The 18,662-nt window shown below is 67.8% G+C and carries 11 protein-coding genes; 9 read left to right on the plus strand and 2 right to left on the minus strand.

All coding sequences use genetic code 11. The annotated features are described in order from the left end of the window. Positions 1-83: 83 nt before the first annotated feature. From HZ989_RS15020 to tldD, 4 genes are all read left to right on the plus strand, one after another. The gene (locus HZ989_RS15020; RefSeq protein WP_209321596.1) at positions 84-440 is read left to right on the plus strand and encodes a PadR family transcriptional regulator; all 357 of its coding nucleotides are present in this window, start codon (positions 84-86) and stop codon (positions 438-440) included. After that, positions 437-1,027, plus strand: coding sequence for a DUF1700 domain-containing protein (locus HZ989_RS15025; protein WP_209321597.1), 591 nt, complete (start codon positions 437-439; stop codon positions 1,025-1,027). The genes HZ989_RS15020 and HZ989_RS15025 overlap by 4 nt, the downstream gene beginning before the upstream one ends. Beyond that, positions 1,024-1,899 (plus strand): GIN domain-containing protein, encoded by an 876-nt coding sequence (locus tag HZ989_RS15030; RefSeq protein ID WP_245162399.1) that lies wholly within the window; start codon positions 1,024-1,026, stop codon positions 1,897-1,899. Before HZ989_RS15025 ends, HZ989_RS15030 begins: the two co-directional genes overlap by 4 nt. Before the next feature lie 179 nt (positions 1,900-2,078). Next, positions 2,079-3,509 (plus strand): metalloprotease TldD, encoded by a 1,431-nt coding sequence (gene tldD, locus HZ989_RS15035; RefSeq protein ID WP_209321598.1) that lies wholly within the window; start codon positions 2,079-2,081, stop codon positions 3,507-3,509. Between the two features lie 121 nt (positions 3,510-3,630). Here tldD and HZ989_RS15040 read toward each other — a convergent pair whose 3' ends face one another. Beyond that, positions 3,631-4,575 (minus strand): TraB/GumN family protein, encoded by a 945-nt coding sequence (locus HZ989_RS15040; RefSeq protein WP_245162400.1) that lies wholly within the window; start codon positions 4,573-4,575, stop codon positions 3,631-3,633. A 278-nt stretch (positions 4,576-4,853) separates the two neighbouring features. Between HZ989_RS15040 and HZ989_RS15045 the strand changes: the two genes are divergently transcribed. Next, a complete protein-coding gene (locus tag HZ989_RS15045) occupies positions 4,854-6,908 on the plus strand; it encodes a TonB-dependent siderophore receptor (RefSeq protein WP_209321599.1) in 2,055 nt (684 codons plus the stop codon). Positions 6,909-7,028: 120 nt separating this feature from the next. Beyond that, on the plus strand, positions 7,029-9,080 hold the full coding sequence (locus HZ989_RS15050) for a TonB-dependent siderophore receptor (RefSeq protein ID WP_209321600.1): 2,052 nt from the start codon (positions 7,029-7,031) through the stop codon (positions 9,078-9,080). A gap of 40 nt (positions 9,081-9,120) precedes the next feature. On the opposite strand, the gene HZ989_RS15055 is transcribed toward HZ989_RS15050, so the two are convergent. Continuing rightward, complete coding sequence (locus tag HZ989_RS15055) at positions 9,121-11,055, minus strand: peptide MFS transporter (protein ID WP_209321601.1); 1,935 nt, start codon at positions 11,053-11,055, stop codon at positions 9,121-9,123. A gap of 376 nt (positions 11,056-11,431) precedes the next feature. Here HZ989_RS15055 and HZ989_RS15060 point away from each other — a divergent pair, with 376 nt between their 5' ends. From HZ989_RS15060 to HZ989_RS15070, 3 genes are read left to right on the plus strand one after another with little or no spacing between them, the layout of a single operon-like run. After that, a complete protein-coding gene (locus tag HZ989_RS15060) occupies positions 11,432-12,862 on the plus strand; it encodes an NAD(P)-dependent oxidoreductase (protein ID WP_209321602.1) in 1,431 nt (476 codons plus the stop codon). Then, the gene (gene gltB / locus HZ989_RS15065) at positions 12,859-17,370 is read left to right on the plus strand and encodes a glutamate synthase large subunit (RefSeq protein WP_209321603.1); all 4,512 of its coding nucleotides are present in this window, start codon (positions 12,859-12,861) and stop codon (positions 17,368-17,370) included. The genes HZ989_RS15060 and gltB overlap by 4 nt, the downstream gene beginning before the upstream one ends. A gap of 38 nt (positions 17,371-17,408) precedes the next feature. Continuing rightward, entirely contained in the window at positions 17,409-18,662 is a 1,254-nt protein-coding gene (locus HZ989_RS15070) for an ammonium transporter (RefSeq protein ID WP_209321604.1), read from the plus strand.

Genomic DNA, 18,662 nt, shown 5'->3' on the forward strand with positions numbered 1-18,662 from the left:
AAATCGCTGTCATGTTTGAATAGCTACCTTGCCAAGCATGATACCTTGCGATAGCCTGCAGATATCAAAGGAGGTGTTCGGACATGCCCGAAACCATAGAGATACAGTTGAAGAAGGGAGTGCTGGGCCTTTGCGTTCTCGCGCTTCTGGCCCGTGCCGACAGCTATGCCTACGAGATCGCCAGCCGCCTGTCGGACGCGATCGACATGGGCGAAGGCACCATCTACCCGCTCATGCGCCGCATGCAGACCGATGGCCTGGTCGAGACCTATCTGGTCGAATCATCGTCGGGCCCATCGCGCAAATACTATCGGCTCAGCCAGGCCGGACGCGACGCGCTCGCTGCCCAGTCCGCCGAATGGACCCATTTCACCCGCGCCGTGGATGCAATCGTCGCAAACGATTCGCCCCCGGTGCCTGCTCCGGGAGAAGCATCATGACCCGCGCCGAATTCCTCAGTCGTTTGAAGAAGGGGCTGGTCGGCCTGCCGACCTCGACCGCTTCGGACATCGTGAACGACTATGAAACCCATTTCACCGACGGGGCCGCTGCAGGCCGCACCGAGGCCGAGGTCGCCGCGGCCCTGGGGGATCCCGACCGTCTGGCACGCGAGCTGCGGGCCGAGGCCGGGGCCCAGCGCTGGCACCAGGAAAAGAACCCGTCAGCCGCCGCCGGGGCCGTGTTCGCGGTCCTGGGCCTGGGGGCCATCGACATCCTGATCCTGCTGCCCATCCTGATGGGGGTGATCGGCACCCTGTTCGGGGTCGCCATTGCCGTCATCGCCCTGTTCGTCTCGGGCGGAGCCATCATGGTCGCCGGGCCGTTCGCCGGCGCGCCGGGCGGAGCCTTCGCCGCCATCCTCGCGGGTCTGGGCCTGATGGCCGGGGCCGCATCGGCCGGAGCCCTGCTGGCCATCGTCACCATCTGGCTGGTCAACGGCATCGTCTGGTTCGCCCGCCTGCACTACCGCCTGCTCAAGCCCGCGCTCGAGCCCCAATCCACCCAAGTCGTGGGAGACCCCGCATGATCCGGACCCTGTTCATCATCGCCGCCGCCGGCCTCGTGCTGGCCACGGCCTCCCTCGGCGGTGCCTTCGCGCTCGGCGGCCGCGACATGGCCCGCCACGGCTGGTCCTGGACCTTCAAGGACGAGGATGGCGACACCGTGCGCTTCCAGCGGGCCGACGACACCCGCACCCCGGAGATCACCCGCCAGATCGCCTGGACCGGCGGCGACACCCTGACGATCGATCTGGCCGCCGACGTCGACTACGTCCAGGGCGATACGGCGGGTGTCTCCGTCACCGGACCCGCCGACCTAGTCGAGAAGGTCCGCCTGGTCGATGGCCGCCTCACGTGGACCACCGACGATGCCGACGGCCCGAACCACGAGACGGTCGTCTTCGGCCGCAACCGCGACGGCCGCGGCATGTGGGCCCATTCGGAAGCCGTCCATATCGTGGTCACGGCCCCGGACGTCTCGACCTTCAACCTGGAAGGCTCCGCCGACCTGACGCTGAAGGACTATGACCAGGACACGCTCGCGGTCGATATCTCCGGTTCCGGCGACGTCTCTGCCAGCGGCCGGGTCCGCAGTCTGGAACTGGACATCTCCGGCTCGGGCGACGCCGACCTGTCCGGCCTGTCCGCCACCGACGCCAATGTCGCCATCGCCGGATCGGGGGATGCGACAGTGGCACCGACGAACCGGGCCGACATCTCGATCTCGGGGTCCGGCGACGTCGATATGGCCACACGACCGGCGACGGTGAACCAGAACATCTCCGGGTCGGGAGACGTCAACTTCGTCAACGTCAGCACGACTGTCACGACGAGCCGGGACGTCGTCCGCGGCCCCGGCGTGTCGGTGAGCACCTCGACCGAGCGGCCCGCTGCCTGACCGATCCACAGCGTGTTGATCCTCCCCCGTTGGGGGAGGTGGCGCGAAGCGAAGCGCAGCGACGGAGGGGGCTCGCGGCAGGTTCGGTGCCTGCGGCCGGCCCCCTCCGCCACTTCGTGGTCTCCCTCCCCCGACGGGGGAGGATTGGCGAGAGACCGACCAGCGACTACTTGTTGCCCATGACCGTACACACCCCCCCGCCGCCCCTGCTCGAATCCTCGGGCGTCGATCCGTCCGAGGCGCTCGCTATCCTTCAGGGGGCCCTCCACGGGGCCGACGACGGCGAACTGTTCCTGGAACGCTCGGAGTCCGAATCCCTGGTCTTCGACGACGGTCGCCTGAAGGCCGCCGCCTATGACGCCACCGAGGGCTTCGGCCTGCGGGTCGTCGCCGGTGAAACCGCGGGATACGCCCACGCCAATGAAATCAGCGCCGCCGCGCTGCGCCGCGCCGCCGACAGCGCCTCCCTGGCCAGGTCCGGTCACGCCGGGATCACCGCCGAAGGCCCCCGCGCCACCAACCAGAAGCTCTACGACGCGGTCGATCCCCTCGCCTCGCCGGCTTTCTCGGACAAGATCGCCCTGCTGCAGGAGATCGACGCCTGGACCCGGGCCCGCGACCCCCGGGTGGTTCAGGTGTCCGCCTCCATCGTCGGCGAGCGTCGCGCCATCGAGATCCTGCGCGCCGACGGCCTGATGGTGAACGATGTGCGCCCCCTGGTCCGGCTGAACGTCTCGGTCACGGTCGAGAAGGACGGTCGCCGAGAGACCATGTCGTCCGGGGCCGGTGGCCGCGCCGGTTTCGAGACCTGGATCCAGCCCGAACACTGGCAGGCCCAGGTCGACGAAGCCCTGCGCGGGGCCCTGGTCAACCTCGAGGCCATCGACTGCCCCGCTGGAGAGATGGACGTGGTCCTGGCTGCCGGCTGGCCCGGTGTCCTGCTGCACGAAGCCATCGGCCACGGCTTCGAAGGCGACTTCCACAGGAAGGGCTCGTCCGTCTTCAGCGGCATGATGGGCCAGCGCGTGGCCGCTCCCGGCGTGACCGTGGTAGACGACGGCTCCATCGCCGGACGTCGGGGTTCGCTCAGCGTCGACGACGAGGGCACGCCGACCTCGCGGACCGTCCTGATCGAGGACGGCATCATGGTCGGGCTGATGAACGACCGGCTGTCGGCGCGCCAGCTGGGCCAGCGCGCGACCGGAAACGGCCGTCGCCAGTCCTTCGCCCACATGCCCATGCCGCGCATGACCAACACCTTCATGGAGGGTGGCAGGGACAAACAGGCGGACATGATCGCGAGCACGAGGCGCGGTCTGTATGCGGCCAACTTCGGCGGCGGCCAGGTGGACATCACCAACGGCAAGTTCGTCTTCCAGTGCACCGAGGCCTATCTGATCGAGGACGGCCGGATCACCGCGCCGGTCCGGGGTGCTACCCTGATCGGTGACGGAGCCACCGCCCTGACCAACGTGTCCATGATCGGCGACGACTTCGCCTTCGACCCCGGCGTCGGGGTCTGCGGCAAGTCGGGCCAGGGCGTCCCCGTCGGCATCGGCCAGCCCAGCCTCAAGATCGGCGGCCTGACGGTGGGCGGGACGGCGGTTTAGGTCACGACCGAATTTGACGCAGCCACTTGTCAGGCTTGCCGCTCCCGGTCTTTGACATCGCTATTCAGCACCAATCGCCGCGCGACAGGTCGGACGGGTCGGACGGGTCGGACGGTGTTTTTCAGTCCGCCTGGCCGGTTTTCCAGTCGGGGCCCCGCACCTCGAACCCTTGTGCTTCAAGGCCATCCAGAACGCCGCCCGGTTCGGCCAGCAGCCGCAACGGGGCCACGGCCAGAGTCGTCCCGGCCTGATCCAGGGCTCCGGATATCGCCGTCAGCCACTGCCCGCGCAGCTGCGGCCCGATCTCGGGATCGCCCCACGGCCAGCACTGGCCCAGGGCGACGTCCAGCGGGTTCCCGATCACTTCGGGCACCCGCAAAGCGCGCCAGTCCTCGGCGCGGGCGACGAAACCGTCCGGCCCGCCCTCCGCCGCCACGACGCCGGCGGCGACACAGGGCACATAGGCCCCAGGTGCCTGGTTGATCAGGTTGTCGACGATTTCGTCGCCTCGCACCTCGCCCACCGTCTCGCCCTCGATCCGCGCCCGCCGGGCCCCGCGCCGCACCACATCTTCGGCATCGTCGCCGCCGGTTCGATAGCCCGCCTTGTCCCGTGTCAGGTCGAAGCCCAGAAAGACGAAGCTCTGGCGTCGCCAGTCGTCGCCGTCGTCCGCCATGACGGCCTCCAGCCGCGCCTGCACGGCCGGATCGAGATAGTCCGCGCTGGTCGTCTCGCCCGGCAATCGGCTGATCGTCCGCATCCGCCACAGCAGGCGAAACAGATCGGATGCCGAGACGCGGGCCACGGGTGGATACATAATCCGGTCCGCCCGCGCGGTCGCCGCCTCCAGCCCCGACGGGCTCCATTCGAAATCATGCGGCAGGCCCCGGATATTGCCGACCAGGATCAGGGACCGGTCCCCCCGACTGACTTCCCAGATCGGCGTCTGGGACCGGCGGGCGACGACGATGATGTCATCGACCTGATCCGCGTCCTGGGCCACGGCGGGCACGGCGGGCACGGCGGCACACATCAGCAACAGGCCAAGGGCCAGACCACGGATCATCGACGACTCCCTCACGATGCCCTGTGACGCTTGCAGCGCCTTGTGGCATCAGCATGGCCACAGGGCCCGCCGGCCGCAGGATCCCTGTCGCCGCTATACAGTCCGTGCCTTCCAGAAACACTGGATCGTTCTTTGGACAGACCGGGTTTTCAAATATCGGAATGCATTACAGCGCTGTAATGCTGTATTCGATTTAATCCACCTGTCCGCCTTGTAACTGGAGATCGATCCCCGCGACCGCCAAACCGGCCCTCACAAGACGAGGGGAACCCCAGGCGATGACGAAGACGATCCTACTGGCGACCACGGCCATCCTGTTCGGTGCCGGCGTGGCGCAGGCCCAGACCGTCCCGCCCACGCCATCGGCCCAGGCCGCGGCCCCGGTGGCCGAGACCGACCAGCAGGGCGTGCTGGTCTTCACGCCCGACTTCTTCACCGACTATCGGCCCAACACGGCGCTGGACATGGTCAGCCGGGTCCCCGGTTTCTCGACCCGGGACGGCGACGGCTCGCGCGGGTTCGAAGGGGCGGTCGGCAACATCCTGATCAACGGGGCCCGCCCGGCATCCAAGAACGACAGCGGATCGTCCGTCCTAGGCCGGACCCTGGCGACGCAGGTCGAGCGCATCGAACTGGTTCGCGGCGGGGCCCCGGGCATCGACATGCAGGGCTATTCCGTCGTCGTGAACGTCATCACCAAAAGCCAGTCCAGCCGCCAGTCCGTGCTGACGTGGAACGCCTTCCTGTTCGACGGCGGGCAGGATGCCTACAACGGCAACTACCAGTTCACGGCCAAGGATGGGGACCGGTCGTGGGGCATCACCCTGTCCGACGGGGTCAGCATCAGCGATGCCAACGGGCCCGGCCGCGTCATCCGCCGCGATGCCAGTGGTGCCATCCTGCGCGACGAGGCCTACGTCAATGACCAGCAGGGCGGCGGCCAGGCCATCCGCGGCAACTATGCCGACGCCTTGCTGGGCGGCAAGATCGACCTGACGGCCCGCATCGGCCAGAACGACTATCGCAACTTCAGCCTGCAGAGCGCACCCGGCGTCCGCCGCAACAACAGCTTCAGCGACGAAGGCACCAGCGGCGAGGTGGGCGCCGTCTATACCCGTCCCATCCGCACCGGCGTGACCAGCGAGACGCGGTTCATCCGTGAATGGAGCGACTTCGACGACACTGCGGTATCGAGCAGCGTGATCGCAGGCGTCGCCAGCCCCGAACAGCGGTTCACCTCGGTCGGCAATGCGTCCGAGACCATCCTGCGCTCCCTGCTGCGCTGGGAACGGTCGCCGTCGATGACGATCGAGGGCGGGGGCGAGGTGGCCTACAACATGCTGGAGACCGATCAGGCCTTCACGGTCGGCGGCACGCCCGTGGCCCTGCCCTCAGCCTCGGTCACGGTCGAGGAGACGCGCGGCGAGGCCTTCACCAAGGCGACCTGGCGCGTCCGGCCCGACCTGACGCTGGAAGGCGGGATCCGTCTGGAAGCCTCCACCATCACCCAGTCGGGCGACGCCGATCAGGAGAAATCCTTCTATTTCGCCAAGCCGCGCTTCCAGGCGACCTGGACGCCGATGGCCAACAACCAGGTCCGCTTCCGCTTCGAACGTGAGGTCGGACAGCTGGACTTCGGCGACTTCGCAGCCTCGGCCGAGCTGGACGACGACAATGTCTTCGGCGGCAATGTCGATCTGGAGCCCGAACAGCGCTGGGTCACCGAACTGGTCTATGAGCGCCGGTTCCTGGGCGACGGCATCGTCTCGGTCGGCTATCGCCACGACGAGATCACCGGCGTGATCGACCAGCTGCCCCTGCCCGGCGACCTGTCGGCGGTCGGCAACATCGGCGACGGGACCCTGGACGAGCTGGAGGTCAACATCTCGATTCCGCTGGACTGGACCGGCTTCTCGGGCGGGCAGTTCACCTTCGAGAACGATTGGACGAAGACCGAGGTCACCGACCCGACGACGGGCAAGACGCGCCCCATATCCGGAGTGCGTCCGTCGCAGCCCGGCTTCACGATCAGCCAGGACATCACCAGCTGGAAGATCAACTGGGCCGCCACCTACCTGGAGTCGCTGCGGCAGTATTCCTTCGATCCGGACCAGACGTCCGGCTTCAACGGCGACGACTATTTTCAGGGCTTTGTCGAATACAAGCCGACGCCGTCCATCTCGGTTCGGGCCCAGGTGACGATCTGGAATGACTTCAACGTCGAGCGCACCGTCTATGCCAGCCGCACCGGCGGGCGGCCCGTGGCCTTCACAGAGACCCGCGATATCGACCCCAACACCTTCTACCAGATCACCCTGAAGAAGACCTTCTGATCGGGGCGGCAGCGGCCGCGCCGGTCGCTGCCGAACCTGACACAGATTTAATCCTCTGGTTGCCCCTGTCGTTGTAGGCGGACCCGGCCAGCCGATCCCGGGGGCGGGGGTGCGCGTACCATGTTGATTCGAGCCCTTCTGCTCGCCACGACGGCAGTTCTCGCGGTCCCGATACCGGCGGGTGCCCAGACACCCGGCCCAGCGGAGCCGGCAACGGTCGGGGACACGCCACCGCAAGGCGTCCTGATCTTCACGCCGGACTTCTTTGCCAGCTCCGGGCCGAACACCGCGTTGGACATGATCGGTCGCCTGCCCGGCTTCGGCCTCGACAGCGGCGACAACGACACGCGCGGCTTCGCGGGCGCAGCGGGCAATGTGCTGATCGACGGAGATCGCCCCGCGACCAAGAGCGAGGATCTGGACGCGATCCTTCGCCGCATCTCGGCCGACAGCGTGGAACGGATCGAGCTGATCCGGGGCGGGGCACCCGGCATCGACATGCAGGGCCGGGCCGTCATCGCCAATGTCGTGCTGAAACGCACGGTCCAGATCGAGCGGGTGATCGAGGTCAACAGCTACCTGTATCCGGACGGCTACCTGGGGCCGCTGCTGAAGGGGTCGTGGTCGCGCCGCGAGGGCGATGACCAGCTGGAGGCCTCGTTCAGCGCGAGTGCAGATCGGACCGGACAGACGGCGACGGGCTATCGTCGGCGCTTTGATGCGGCCGGCACTCTGACCCAGGACGCGGACCTGGACCTTTGGGACCGATACAGGAGCCTGGAGGGGACCGTGGCCTGGCAGGTGCGGGTTGGTGGCGGCAAGCTGCGGATCAACGCCCTGGGCAACTGGTTCGACATGGCCAGTTCGATCGACACCCATATCCTGTCGGGGATCGGCAGCGACGAACTGAACACCGGCGATTACAGCAGCGCCAATGGCGAGGTCGGGGCCAACTGGTCGCGGCCGCTGGGCGAGCGCGCCGAGATCGAGCTGATCGGCCTGCAGACCTATGAGACCGAGGACAGTCTGTCGGGATCGCGTACGGCCAGTGGAGGGACCGACTTCGGGTCCGATTCGACATCGGGCGAAAGCATCGCCCGCGCCGTTCTTCGGTTTCGGCCGAACGACCGCTGGGCCTGGGAGGGCGGCGGCGAGGCGGCCTACAACTTTCTGGACAGCACAACGACCTATGCCGAGAACGGCGTGCCCGTTCCGCTGCCCTCGGCGTCGGTCAGGGTGGAGGAACTGCGGGGCGAGGCGTTCGGCCAGGCGACCTGGCGGCCCCGCGCCAGCCTGACGGTCGAGGCGGCGTTGCGGGTGGAGGTGTCCGAGATCCGCCAGTCGGGCGACAGCGACCGGTCCCGGACCTTCGTCTATCCCAAGCCGCGCGTGCAGCTGACCTGGACGCCGATCCCCGATCACCAGGTCCGGCTGCGGCTGGAGCGCGAGGTCGGGCAGCTGGATTTCGAGGACTTCGTCGCCTCGGCCGACGTCGATCTGAACCAGGTCGAGGGCGGCAATCCCGAACTGGAGCCCGAGAAGAGCTGGGTCGTCGAGGGCGTCTATGAGCGCCGGTTCTGGGGCGAGGGCGTCCTGACCCTGACAGCATCGCACCGCGAGTGGGAAGACATCGTCGACGTCATTCCCCTGGTCGGCGGGTTCGAGGCCGTGGGCAACGTCGGCACGGGAACCTCCGATTTCCAGCAGGTGCAGCTGGCCCTGCCGCTGGACCGGTTCGGCCTCGCCAATGCTCGCTTCCATGCGCGCTACAGCTGGAACCAGTCGAGCGTGATCGATCCCCTGACGGGAGAGGCGCGACGGTTCAGCAGCCAGCTGGCCAATGGCTGCGGGGTCAGCTTCGACCAGGACCTGCGCGGCGGCCGATGGTCCTATGGCGGTCATCACGGCTGCAATCTGGACGACTCATTCCAGTACCGAATCCGCGAGGTCCGCCGCCTGGAGACTGATCCCGACCTGACCTTCTTCGTCCAGTGGAAGCCGCGCCCGGAGCTGACGCTGCGGTTCGACGCAGGCAATGCCAGCGATCTTGAGCGGCGGCGCACGCGCTTCGTCCACACCGGCCCGCGGAACAGTTCCCCGCTGGCCTTCCGGGAGGACCGGGGCACGCGGCAGGGGCCGTTCGTCTTCCTGCAGGCGCGCCGGACCTTCTGAGGCGACCATGGGGCGGCGCGCGAACGCCGCCCCTGGCGCTTCAGCCCGGAGTCGAGGTGGCCGGTGCTGCGACGTTGCCGTCTTCCTGACCGCGATCTGTCAGGGTCGGCCCCGGATGGTTCGAGGCGTCATTGGCCCCGTTCGACCAGCCCTTGATGAAGAAGCTGGCCAGGATGAACAGGCCACCGGCGATCATGCCGCCCCAGCCGAGCGTCTCGAACACCGACAGGGAGGTCGCCAGCGCCGCGCCGGGATCAAGCACCTCGCCCCCGACCGTCTCGGTCCCGGCGATGCCCGCGATCTTGCCGCCGACGAACTGGGCGATCGAGGAGGCCAGGAACCAGACCGCCATCATGAAGCTGACGACGGAGGGCATGGACAGTTTGGTGATCTCCGACAGTCCCACCGGCGACAGGAAGAGCTCGCCCGTCGTGTGGAACATGTAGAGCAGGGCCAGGAGGATGATCGGCATCCGGAAGGCCGAGTCGGCCAGGCCTGCCCCCCAGACCACGACCATGAAGCCCAGCCCCACCTGGATCAGACCCAGACCGAACTTGAACGTCGGGTCCGGATCACGCCTGGCCCGGCCCAGCGCAACCCACAGGGCCGCGAAGATAGGCGCGAAGATCAGGATGAACCCGGCGTTGAACGATTGGGTCTGGGATGCGGTCATCGTCGTGTCGATGAAGATGCCCTGGCCCACCAGACCGGCGGCGGCGACCTGCTCGGGTGTGCCGAGCGTCAGAGGGCCGATCTGCAGGGCGCTGGCCAGCAGATTCAGGTCCACATTGCGGTCCGCGAACAGGTTCAGCGACGTGCCGGCCTGCTCGAACAGGGTGAAGAAAAGAACCGATCCAAACACCAGGACCACAGCCAGCATCATGCGTTGGCGCTGTGCCCAGGTCTTGCAGATCACGGCCATGACATAGCCGATGAAGGCCAGGGACGCGATCGTGGACACGCCCAGGACCCAGCCGACCACCGTGTTGCGCTGAACCAGCCACCACACCGGGATGACGCCCAGCAGACCGAAGAGATAGATTGACCATTCGCGGTTGAGCGGGCCCAGCAGCGGCTTCTTCAGATCGCCGGTGGCCGGAGCCTCGCCTTTCCCCTGAAGCAGGGGCTTGCCCAGGACGAACACGACGAAGCCCAGCGCCATGCCGACGCCGGCAAGGCCAAACCCGGCCCACCAGCCCACGGTCTGGCCCAGCAAGCCGCACAGGACGGCGGCCCAGAACGAGCCGAGGTTGATGCCATAGTAGTAGAGGGTGAAGCCGGCATCACGGCGGGGGTCGCCCTGGGGGTACAGCTGGCCCACCAAAGTCGAGATGTTGGGTTTCAGGAAGCCGACGCCCATGATGATCAGCGAAATGGCCAGAAAGAAGACGCTCTCGCCGATGGGGTCGCGCTGTGCCTTCAGCTCATACTGGTCGGCGGGAATGACGGCGGGAAGCGCAGAGCCGGCCGGCAAGCCTTCGATCGCCAATCCGCCACCCTCGGCCGGGCCGTAGGCGTAGGTAGTCCCATTGAGGATGATCCCCGTCTGGCCGGCGTCGCCGCGACCCTGGGTGGCGATCTGGTAGGTCTGGTTGGCATAGGTGAGCGTCTGGGTCGTGTCGCGACCCTCGTAGGCCATCATGGAGTGGCCTGCGACGAGCAGGACAGCCCCGAAAGCGATCGCCTTGCGCGTGCCGATGAACCGGTCGGCCAGGATGCCGCCAATCAGGGGCAGCAGATAGACCAGCGAGGTATAGGAGCCATAGATCGATCCTGCCGCGCTGTCGCTGAACAGGAAATGCTGGGTCAGGTAGAAGATCAGCAGGCCGCGCATGCCGTAGTAGGAAAACCGCTCCCACATCTCGGCGAAAAAGCAGATCAACAGGCCACGCGGGTGGGTCTTGAGGATCTGGAGAAGGACGGGAATCCCCGTGACCAGGGTAATGACGATGCCGATAAGGACGACGATGTTCACGACGCGTCCCCCCCGAACCTGGTGTGTTTCCCGGTGCACGGCCGATCTGCCGCGCGCGCACTGTCCGTCCTGATCAACGCTTCACTCCCATCCAGGCGCCCGTCCCGGCGCTTCGTTGGGGCATAAGCAGCACGGCGGGCAAGGCCGGACAAGCCTTATGGGTAATGAAAGCGTCACGACCGATGCGCAGTGCGGGCGCGGGCAAGGGATCAGGCGGTGCCGATCAGGAGCGCTCTCGAACCCGCCCAAGGGCATAATGAGAAGAAATCGCAACTTTCGGCGTATCGTCGCACGTTCCGTGCTGTCTGATGAAGCCACACTCGCCCGACAGGGAAATCATTTGCGCTGACGGCCTCGCCTGTCGTTATATGTTGCCATGCAACAGAAAGGCCCCACCGGACCCACCGGGTTCGTCGTTCAACCGCGTCGCCTGCCCAAGGCGGAGGCGTCCATGCGCGTGCAGGATTTCGGCGAGATCATCGTCAAACCGACGACCGAAAACCTGGAAGTCCAGGCCGGGCGCTGTACCGACTGCGGCGTGCCCTTCTGCCAGACCGCCTGCCCGTTGCAGAACAACATCCCCGACTGGCTGGGCCTGTCCGCCGAGAACGAACTGCGCGAGGCCTGGAAGATCGCCTCTGCCACCTCGACCATGCCTGAGATCTGCGGCCGCATCTGTCCGCAGGACCGGCTGTGCGAGGGCTCCTGCACCCTGAACCAGTCGGGCTGGGAGGCCGTGACCATCGGCTCTGTCGAGGCCTTCATCGGCGACACGGCCTTCGACAACGGCTGGGTCGAGCCGATCCGTCCCCTGCATGAGCGCCCGGAGAGCGTCGGCATCGTCGGGGCCGGCCCCGCCGGTATGGCCGCCGCCGATCGTCTGCGCGAGCAGGGCTATCAGGTCACGGTCTACGACCGCCATGACCGCCCGGGTGGCCTGCTGATCTATGGCATCCCCGGCTTCAAGCTGGAGAAGCGCGTCGTCCAGCGCCGCATCGATCGCCTGATCGACGGCGGCGTGACCTTCGTCACCCACTGCGACGTCGGAACGGACGTCACCCTGACCGAACTGCGCGAAAGGCACGATGCGGTCCTGCTGGCCATGGGCGTCTATCAGGCCCGGGCGCTGCAGGTTCCCGGTGCAGGCCCCGGCGACACCCTGCCCGCCCTGGACTTCCTGATCCACCAGAACCGCCGCGACCTGGGTGAGGCGGACGAAGCCACCGGCCATCATGCGCGCGGTCGCAACGTCGTCGTCATCGGCGGCGGCGACACGGCGATGGACTGCGTCCGCACCGCCATCCGCCAGGGGGCCGAGAGCGTCACCTGCCTGTACCGCCGCGACCGCGAGAACATGCCCGGCTCGGCCCGTGAGGTCCTGAATGCCGAGGAAGAGGGTATCCATTTCGAATGGCTGGGCGCGCCCAAGGCCCTGATGAGCCGCGACGGTTCGATCTCGGCCGTCCGCGCGGCGCGCATGGCCCTGTCGGAACCCGAGTTCGGCAAGCGCCGCGAGATCGTGCCGGTTCCGGGGGCTGATTTCGACCTGAAGGCCGACCTCGTCATCGAGGCGCTGGGCTTTGAGCCGGAGGATTTCGCCGCCCATCACGACGCGCTCAGCCTGACCGAATGGAACACGGTGGCCACCGCGCGGTCCGGCTTCGCCACCAGCCTGCCCGGCGTCTATGCGGCGGGCGATGCCGTGCGCGGGGCCTCGCTGGTCGTCTGGGCCGTGCGCGACGGCCAGGACGCCGCCGCCGAGATCGACCGCTATCTGAAGGCCCGCACGCAGGAGCAGGCCGCATGACCTGGCTGACCCAATACCAACAGGACCGGCAGCGGCTGATCGACGCCCATGCCTATGAACCGGCGTCGGAGAAGGACGCCTGCGGGGTCGGCCTGGTCGCCGCCATCGACGGTGTGCCGCGCCGCGAGGTGGTCGAGCTGGCCATCAAGTCGTTGAAGAACGTCGCCCACCGGGGTGCGGTGGATCCCGACGGCCTGTCGGGCGACGGGGCCGGTCTGATGGTCGAGGCCCCCCAGGCCTTCTTCGCCGAACAGGTCCGCGTCATCGGCCAGACCCTGCGGCCCGGCCCGATCGCCATCGGCCAGATCTTCCTGCCCCGTACGGATCTGGGGGCCCAGGACCGCGCCCGCGCCATCGTCGAAACCGAGGTCCTGCGGGCCGGTTTCACCATCTACGGCTGGCGCCAGACACCCATCGACCTGGCCGTCGTGGGATCGAAGGCCGACGCCACCCGCCCCGAGATCGAGCAGGTCATGCTGGCCGCCCCGGTCGATCTGATTGACGACACCGAGGCCCTGGAGCGCGAGCTCTATCTGATCCGTCGGCGCATCGAGAGCGCGGTCATCGCCGAGAGCGTGCCAGGCTTCTACATCTGCTCGCTGTCGGCGCGGTCGCTGATCTACAAGGGCATGGTCCGGGCCGAGCTGCTGGACCAGCTGTATCCCGACCTGCTCGATCCGACCTTCCAGTCCGCCTACGCCATCTTCCACCAGCGCTATTCGACCAACACCTTCCCCGAATGGCGGCTGGCCCAGCCGTTCCGGATGCTGGCCCACAACGGCGAGATCAATACGCTGAAGGGCAATCTGAACTGGATGCGATCGCACGAGATCCGCATGACGGCCCAGGCGTTCGGCGAGCATGACGGGGACGTCAAGCCGGTGGTCCAGCCGGGGGGGTCCGACTCCGCATCGCTCGACAACGTCTTCGAGGTTCTGGTTCGCGCCGGCCGCCCGGCACCCATGGCCAAGGCCCTGCTGATCCCCGAGGCCTGGGCCCGCGACGAGGGCCTGATGAAGGCCCAGCACCGGGCGCTGTACGCCTATTGCAATGCGGTGATGGAGCCCTGGGACGGCCCCGCCGCCATCTGCGCCACCGACGGGCGGTTCATCGTCTGCGGCAAGGACCGCAACGGCCTGCGTCCCCTGCGCGCCATGGAGACCCACGACGGCCTGCTGCTGGCCGGGTCCGAGGCCGGTCTTGCCGGACTGCCGGAAAGCCGCATCAAGCGGCGTCTGCCCATCGGCCCCGGCCGCATGATCGTCGCCGATCTGAAGGCCGGCGTTGTCCTCGACGAGACCCAGGCCATCGACGCCCTCGCTGCCGATCATCCGTATACGGAGTGGCTCGAGAACATGGTCGATCTGGAGCCGCTGATCGGCCCCGGACCCGAGCCCCGCGCCGCCACAGGCGAGGCCCTGACCCGCCGGCAGATCGCCGCCGGCTTTTCCCGCGAGGACCTCGACCTGCTGCTCGATCCGATGATCAAGGACGGCAAGGAGGCGGTCGGCTCCATGGGCGACGATGCGCCCCCGGCGGTGCTGTCCGCCCTGCCGCGGCCCCTGGCCCACTATTTCCGGCAGAACTTCAGCCAGGTCACCAACCCGCCCATCGATCCCTTGCGCGAAGCCGGGGCGATGAGCCTGAAGACCCGCTTCAAGAACCTCGGCAACATCCTCGCCGAGGAGGAGGCCCAGACCAACGTCTTCGTGCTGGACAGCCCCGTGCTGACCACCGGCATGTATGAGCGGATGCTGGACGTCGTCGGCGCCGGTTCGACCGTGGTGATCGACTGTTCCTATCCCCTCCCGGCCGAAGGCGACCGCCCCGGCGCGGGGCTGCGCGCCGCCCTCGACCGGATCAAGGACGAGGCCGAGGAAGCGGTTCGCGGCGGTTGCGGACTGATCGTCGTCACCGATGAACGAGCTTCGGAAAGCCGCCTGTCCGTGCCCATGATCCTGGCCACCGCCGGGGTCCATGGCCGGCTGACGGACAAGGGCCTGCGCAGCTTCGTCTCCATCGTCGTGCGGTCGTCCGAGGTGCTCGACCCGCATGGCTTCGCCGTCCTCGTCGGCGTCGGGGCCACGGCCATCAACCCCTGGCTGGCGCAGGAGATGTTCCAGGAGCGTCTGGATCGCGGGGCCTATCCCGGCCTCGCCCTTCGCGATGCCTGCCTGAACTACAAGGCCGCACTGGAAGCCGGCCTGATGAAGACCCTGGCGCGCAAGGGCATCAGCGTCATCTCCGCCTACCGCGGCGGTTGCGAGTTCGAGGTTCTGGGCCTGTCCCGTGCCGTCACGGCCGAGTTCTTCCCCGGTGCACCGTCGCGCATCTCCGGCATCGGCCTGGCCGGTCTGGAGCGTGCTGCGATCCAGCGCCACACCGCCGCCTGGACGGAAACCACGCCCTCGCCCGCCATCGGCGGCTTCTTCCGCATCCGCGCGGGCCAGGAAGCCCACGCCTATGAGGCCAGGGTCATCCACCTGCTGCAGGACGCCTGCAACCGGGGCGACTACAAGCGCTTCAAACAGTATTCCGAAGCCGTTCGCGACCAGCCCGACCTGGCCCCCCGCGACCTGCTCGACTGGCGCGAGGGCCTGAAGCCCGTTCCCGTGTACGAGGTCGAATCCGTCTCGGATATCAGGAAGCGGTTCCTGACACCCGGCATGTCTCTGGGTGCCCTCAGCCCCGAGGCGCACGGGGTGCTGAATATCGCCATGAACCGCATCGGGGCCCGCTCGGTTTCGGGCGAGGGCGGAGAGGATCCGGAGCGCTACGCGACCCGACCCGACGGCGACAACATGAACTCGGCGGTCAAACAGATCGCCTCGGGCCGGTTCGGCGTCACCGCCGAATACCTGAACCAGTGCCGCGAGATCGAGATCAAGATCGCCCAGGGTGCCAAGCCCGGCGAGGGTGGCCAGCTCCCCGGCTTCAAGGTCACGGAATTCATCGCCCGGATGCGCCATTCGACGCCGGGAACGACCCTGATCAGCCCGCCGCCACACCACGACATCTATTCGATCGAGGATCTGGCCCAGCTGATCTACGATCTGAAATCGATCAACCCCGACGCCCGGGTGACGGTCAAACTGGTCAGCGCCTCCGGCATCGGAGCCATCGCCTCCGGTGTGGCCAAGGCCAAGGCCGACTGCATCCTGATCGCCGGCCACAACGGCGGCACCGGTGCCTCGCCCCAGTCCTCGATCAAGCACGCCGGCCTGCCGTGGGAGATCGGCCTGGCCGAGACCCATCAGGTGCTCAGCCTGAACAACCTGCGCAGCCACGTCGTGGTCCGCGCCGACGGCGGCATGAGGACTGGCCGCGACATCGTCATCGCCGCCATCCTGGGGGCCGAGGAGTTCAACATCGGCACGGCGTCCCTGATCGCCATGGGCTGTCTGATGGTGCGCCAGTGCCATTCCAACACCTGTCCTGTCGGTGTCTGCTCCCAGGACCCGCGGCTGCGCGAGAAGTTCACCGGCACGGCGGACAAGGTCGTCAACCTGTTCAGCTTCATCGCCGAGGAGGTCCGCGAATACCTGGCCATGCTGGGCGCTCGGTCGCTGGACGAGATTGTCGGGCGCACCGACCTGCTGCGTCAGGTCCGGCGCGGCGGGGCGCATCTGGACGACCTCGACCTCAACCCCCTGCTGGTGCGGGTCGAGGCGGCCGAGAAGAAACTGTGGGCCGAAAAGGGCCGCGCGGAGGTGCCGGAGACCCTGGACGCCCGCGTCCTCAACGATGCCTGGGCTTTCCTGGATCGTGGCCAGACGTCGGAGCTGACCTATCCGATCTCCAACGTCATGCGCACGATCGGTGCCAGCGTATCCTCCGCCATCGTCCGCCGCTGGGGGCCGGCCGGGCCGACCGGCGTCCTGACCCTGAAGCTGCAGGGATCGGCCGGCCAGTCCTTCGGGGCCTTCGGCGCCAGGGGGCTGAAACTGGAACTGACCGGCGAAGCCAACGACTACGTCGGCAAGGGGCTGTCGGGTGCCGACATCGTGGTCCGGCCGATCGAATGGCGCGAGCACCAGCCCGCCATCGGCAACACCACCCTGTACGGTGCCACCTCCGGCCGCCTGTTCGTGGCCGGTTCAGCGGGCGAGCGTTTCGCGGTGCGGAACTCGGGTGCCGAGGCCGTGGTCGAGGGGGCCGGGGCCCACGCCTGCGAATACATGACCGGCGGCCGGGTCGCGATCCTGGGTCCGGTCGGCTGGAACCTGGCGGCCGGCATGTCGGGCGGCGAGCTGTTCGTGCTCGACGAAGCCGGTCGCACGGGGCTGGCGCTGAACGGCGACCTCGCCTCATTCGCCCCGGTGACGGCAGCGGCGGCCGAGCGTCTGAAGGCCTTGATCGAGGCGCATGGCGCTGCGACCGGATCGCCCCTCGCGCGGCGCTTGCTCTCGGCCTGGGGTGACAGCGTCAAACGCTTTGTCCGCATCGTCCCGACCCCCGTGGCCGAGGCGGAGCGCAAGCTTGACCATGGCGAAGCGGTCCCCGCATGATCGCCGTTCACATCTAGCTCCCTGAGGCCTCCCCGCCGATGACGCTCCCCACGCCTGACCTCCTCGCCCATCAGGCGCCGCTCGTCCTCGACGGCGCGGGCACGGCGTGGATCCTCGTCTCCACCGCCTTCGTGCTGATGATGACCCTGCCGGGACTGGCGCTGTTCTACGGCGGCATGGTGCGGAAAAAGAACATCATCGCCACCATCGCCTCGTCGACGGCCGCCCTGATGGTGGTGACGGTGCTGTGGTTCATCGTCGGCTACAGCCTGTCGTTCGGCACGTCGGGCGATGCGACCAACGCCTTCATCGGCGGCTTGCAGGCGCTGTTCCTCGACGGAGTCCGCATCGACACGGCCCACAGCCTGGCCCCCGGCCTGCCGGAATACCTCTGGATCGCCTATCAGCTGACCTTCGCCATCATCACCCCGGCCCTGATCGCCGGGGCCTTCGCCGAGCGGATGAAGTTCTCGGCGTCCCTGCTGTTTTTCGGCCTGTGGCACCTGATCGTCTATGCGCCGATCTGCCACCAGGTCTGGGGTGGGGGCTATCTGGGTTCGTGGGGCGTGCTGGACTTCGCCGGTGGCGCGGTCGTCCACGTCAATGCGGGCGTGGCGGGCCTCGTCTGCGCCCTCGTGCTCGGCCCCCGCCACGGCTTCGGACGAGACAATATGGCCCCGGCCAACCTCGCCTATACCGCCATCGGCACGGGCCTGCTGTTCGTCGGCTGGCTGGGCTTCAACGCGGGCAGCGCCTGGGCCGCCGACGGCATCGCTTCGGTCGCCGCCCTGAACACCCTCATCGCGCCCGCCGCCGCTGCCTTGGGCTGGATGACCATCGAGTGGATCGAGAAGAAGCGGCCGACCCTGCTGGGGCTGCTGTCCGGCATCGTCGGCGGCCTGGTCGCCATCACCCCGGCGGCCGGCTTCGTCGATCCCAAGGGGGCCTTCCTGATCGGCCTGATCGGCGGACCGGCCTGTTACGCCGGGGCGGTCTGGCTGAAGCACGCCCTGAAGTATGACGACAGCCTCGACGCCTTCGGCATCCACGGCGTCGGCGGCATCGTCGGCGCCATCCTGACCGGCGTGTTCGCCACCACCGCCGTCAACGGCGTGGCCGAGGGGGCGGATGTGGTCAAACAGATCGTCGGGCTCGCCGCCGTCATCGCCTGGAGCGCGGCCGGGACCTTCCTGGTGCTGATGATCTGCAGGTTCACCACCGGCCTGCGCGTGCCCAGGGATGGCGAGGTCGAGGGCCTCGACTACTCCCAGCACGGCGAGAGCCTCCACTGA

Source organism: Brevundimonas sp. AJA228-03, assembly GCF_017795885.1.
In the GTDB taxonomy this organism is placed as follows: domain Bacteria; phylum Pseudomonadota; class Alphaproteobacteria; order Caulobacterales; family Caulobacteraceae; genus Brevundimonas.

Excerpts from the sequence above, each read along its gene's own strand:
- HZ989_RS15070 (WP_209321604.1), top strand. The coding sequence starts at position 17,409 with ATGACGCTCCCCACGCCTGACCTCCTCGCCCATCAGGCGCCGCTCGTC.
- HZ989_RS15020 (WP_209321596.1), top strand. The coding sequence starts at position 84 with ATGCCCGAAACCATAGAGATACAGTTGAAGAAGGGAGTGCTGGGCCTT.
- gltB (WP_209321603.1), top strand. The coding sequence starts at position 12,859 with ATGACCTGGCTGACCCAATACCAACAGGACCGGCAGCGGCTGATCGAC.
- HZ989_RS15040 (WP_245162400.1), bottom strand. The coding sequence starts at position 4,575 with ATGATCCGTGGTCTGGCCCTTGGCCTGTTGCTGATGTGTGCCGCCGTG.
- HZ989_RS15030 (WP_245162399.1), top strand. The coding sequence starts at position 1,024 with ATGATCCGGACCCTGTTCATCATCGCCGCCGCCGGCCTCGTGCTGGCC.
- tldD (WP_209321598.1), top strand. The coding sequence starts at position 2,079 with ATGACCGTACACACCCCCCCGCCGCCCCTGCTCGAATCCTCGGGCGTC.
- HZ989_RS15060 (WP_209321602.1), top strand. The coding sequence starts at position 11,432 with ATGCAACAGAAAGGCCCCACCGGACCCACCGGGTTCGTCGTTCAACCG.
- HZ989_RS15045 (WP_209321599.1), top strand. The coding sequence starts at position 4,854 with ATGACGAAGACGATCCTACTGGCGACCACGGCCATCCTGTTCGGTGCC.
- HZ989_RS15025 (WP_209321597.1), top strand. The coding sequence starts at position 437 with ATGACCCGCGCCGAATTCCTCAGTCGTTTGAAGAAGGGGCTGGTCGGC.
- HZ989_RS15050 (WP_209321600.1), top strand. The coding sequence starts at position 7,029 with ATGTTGATTCGAGCCCTTCTGCTCGCCACGACGGCAGTTCTCGCGGTC.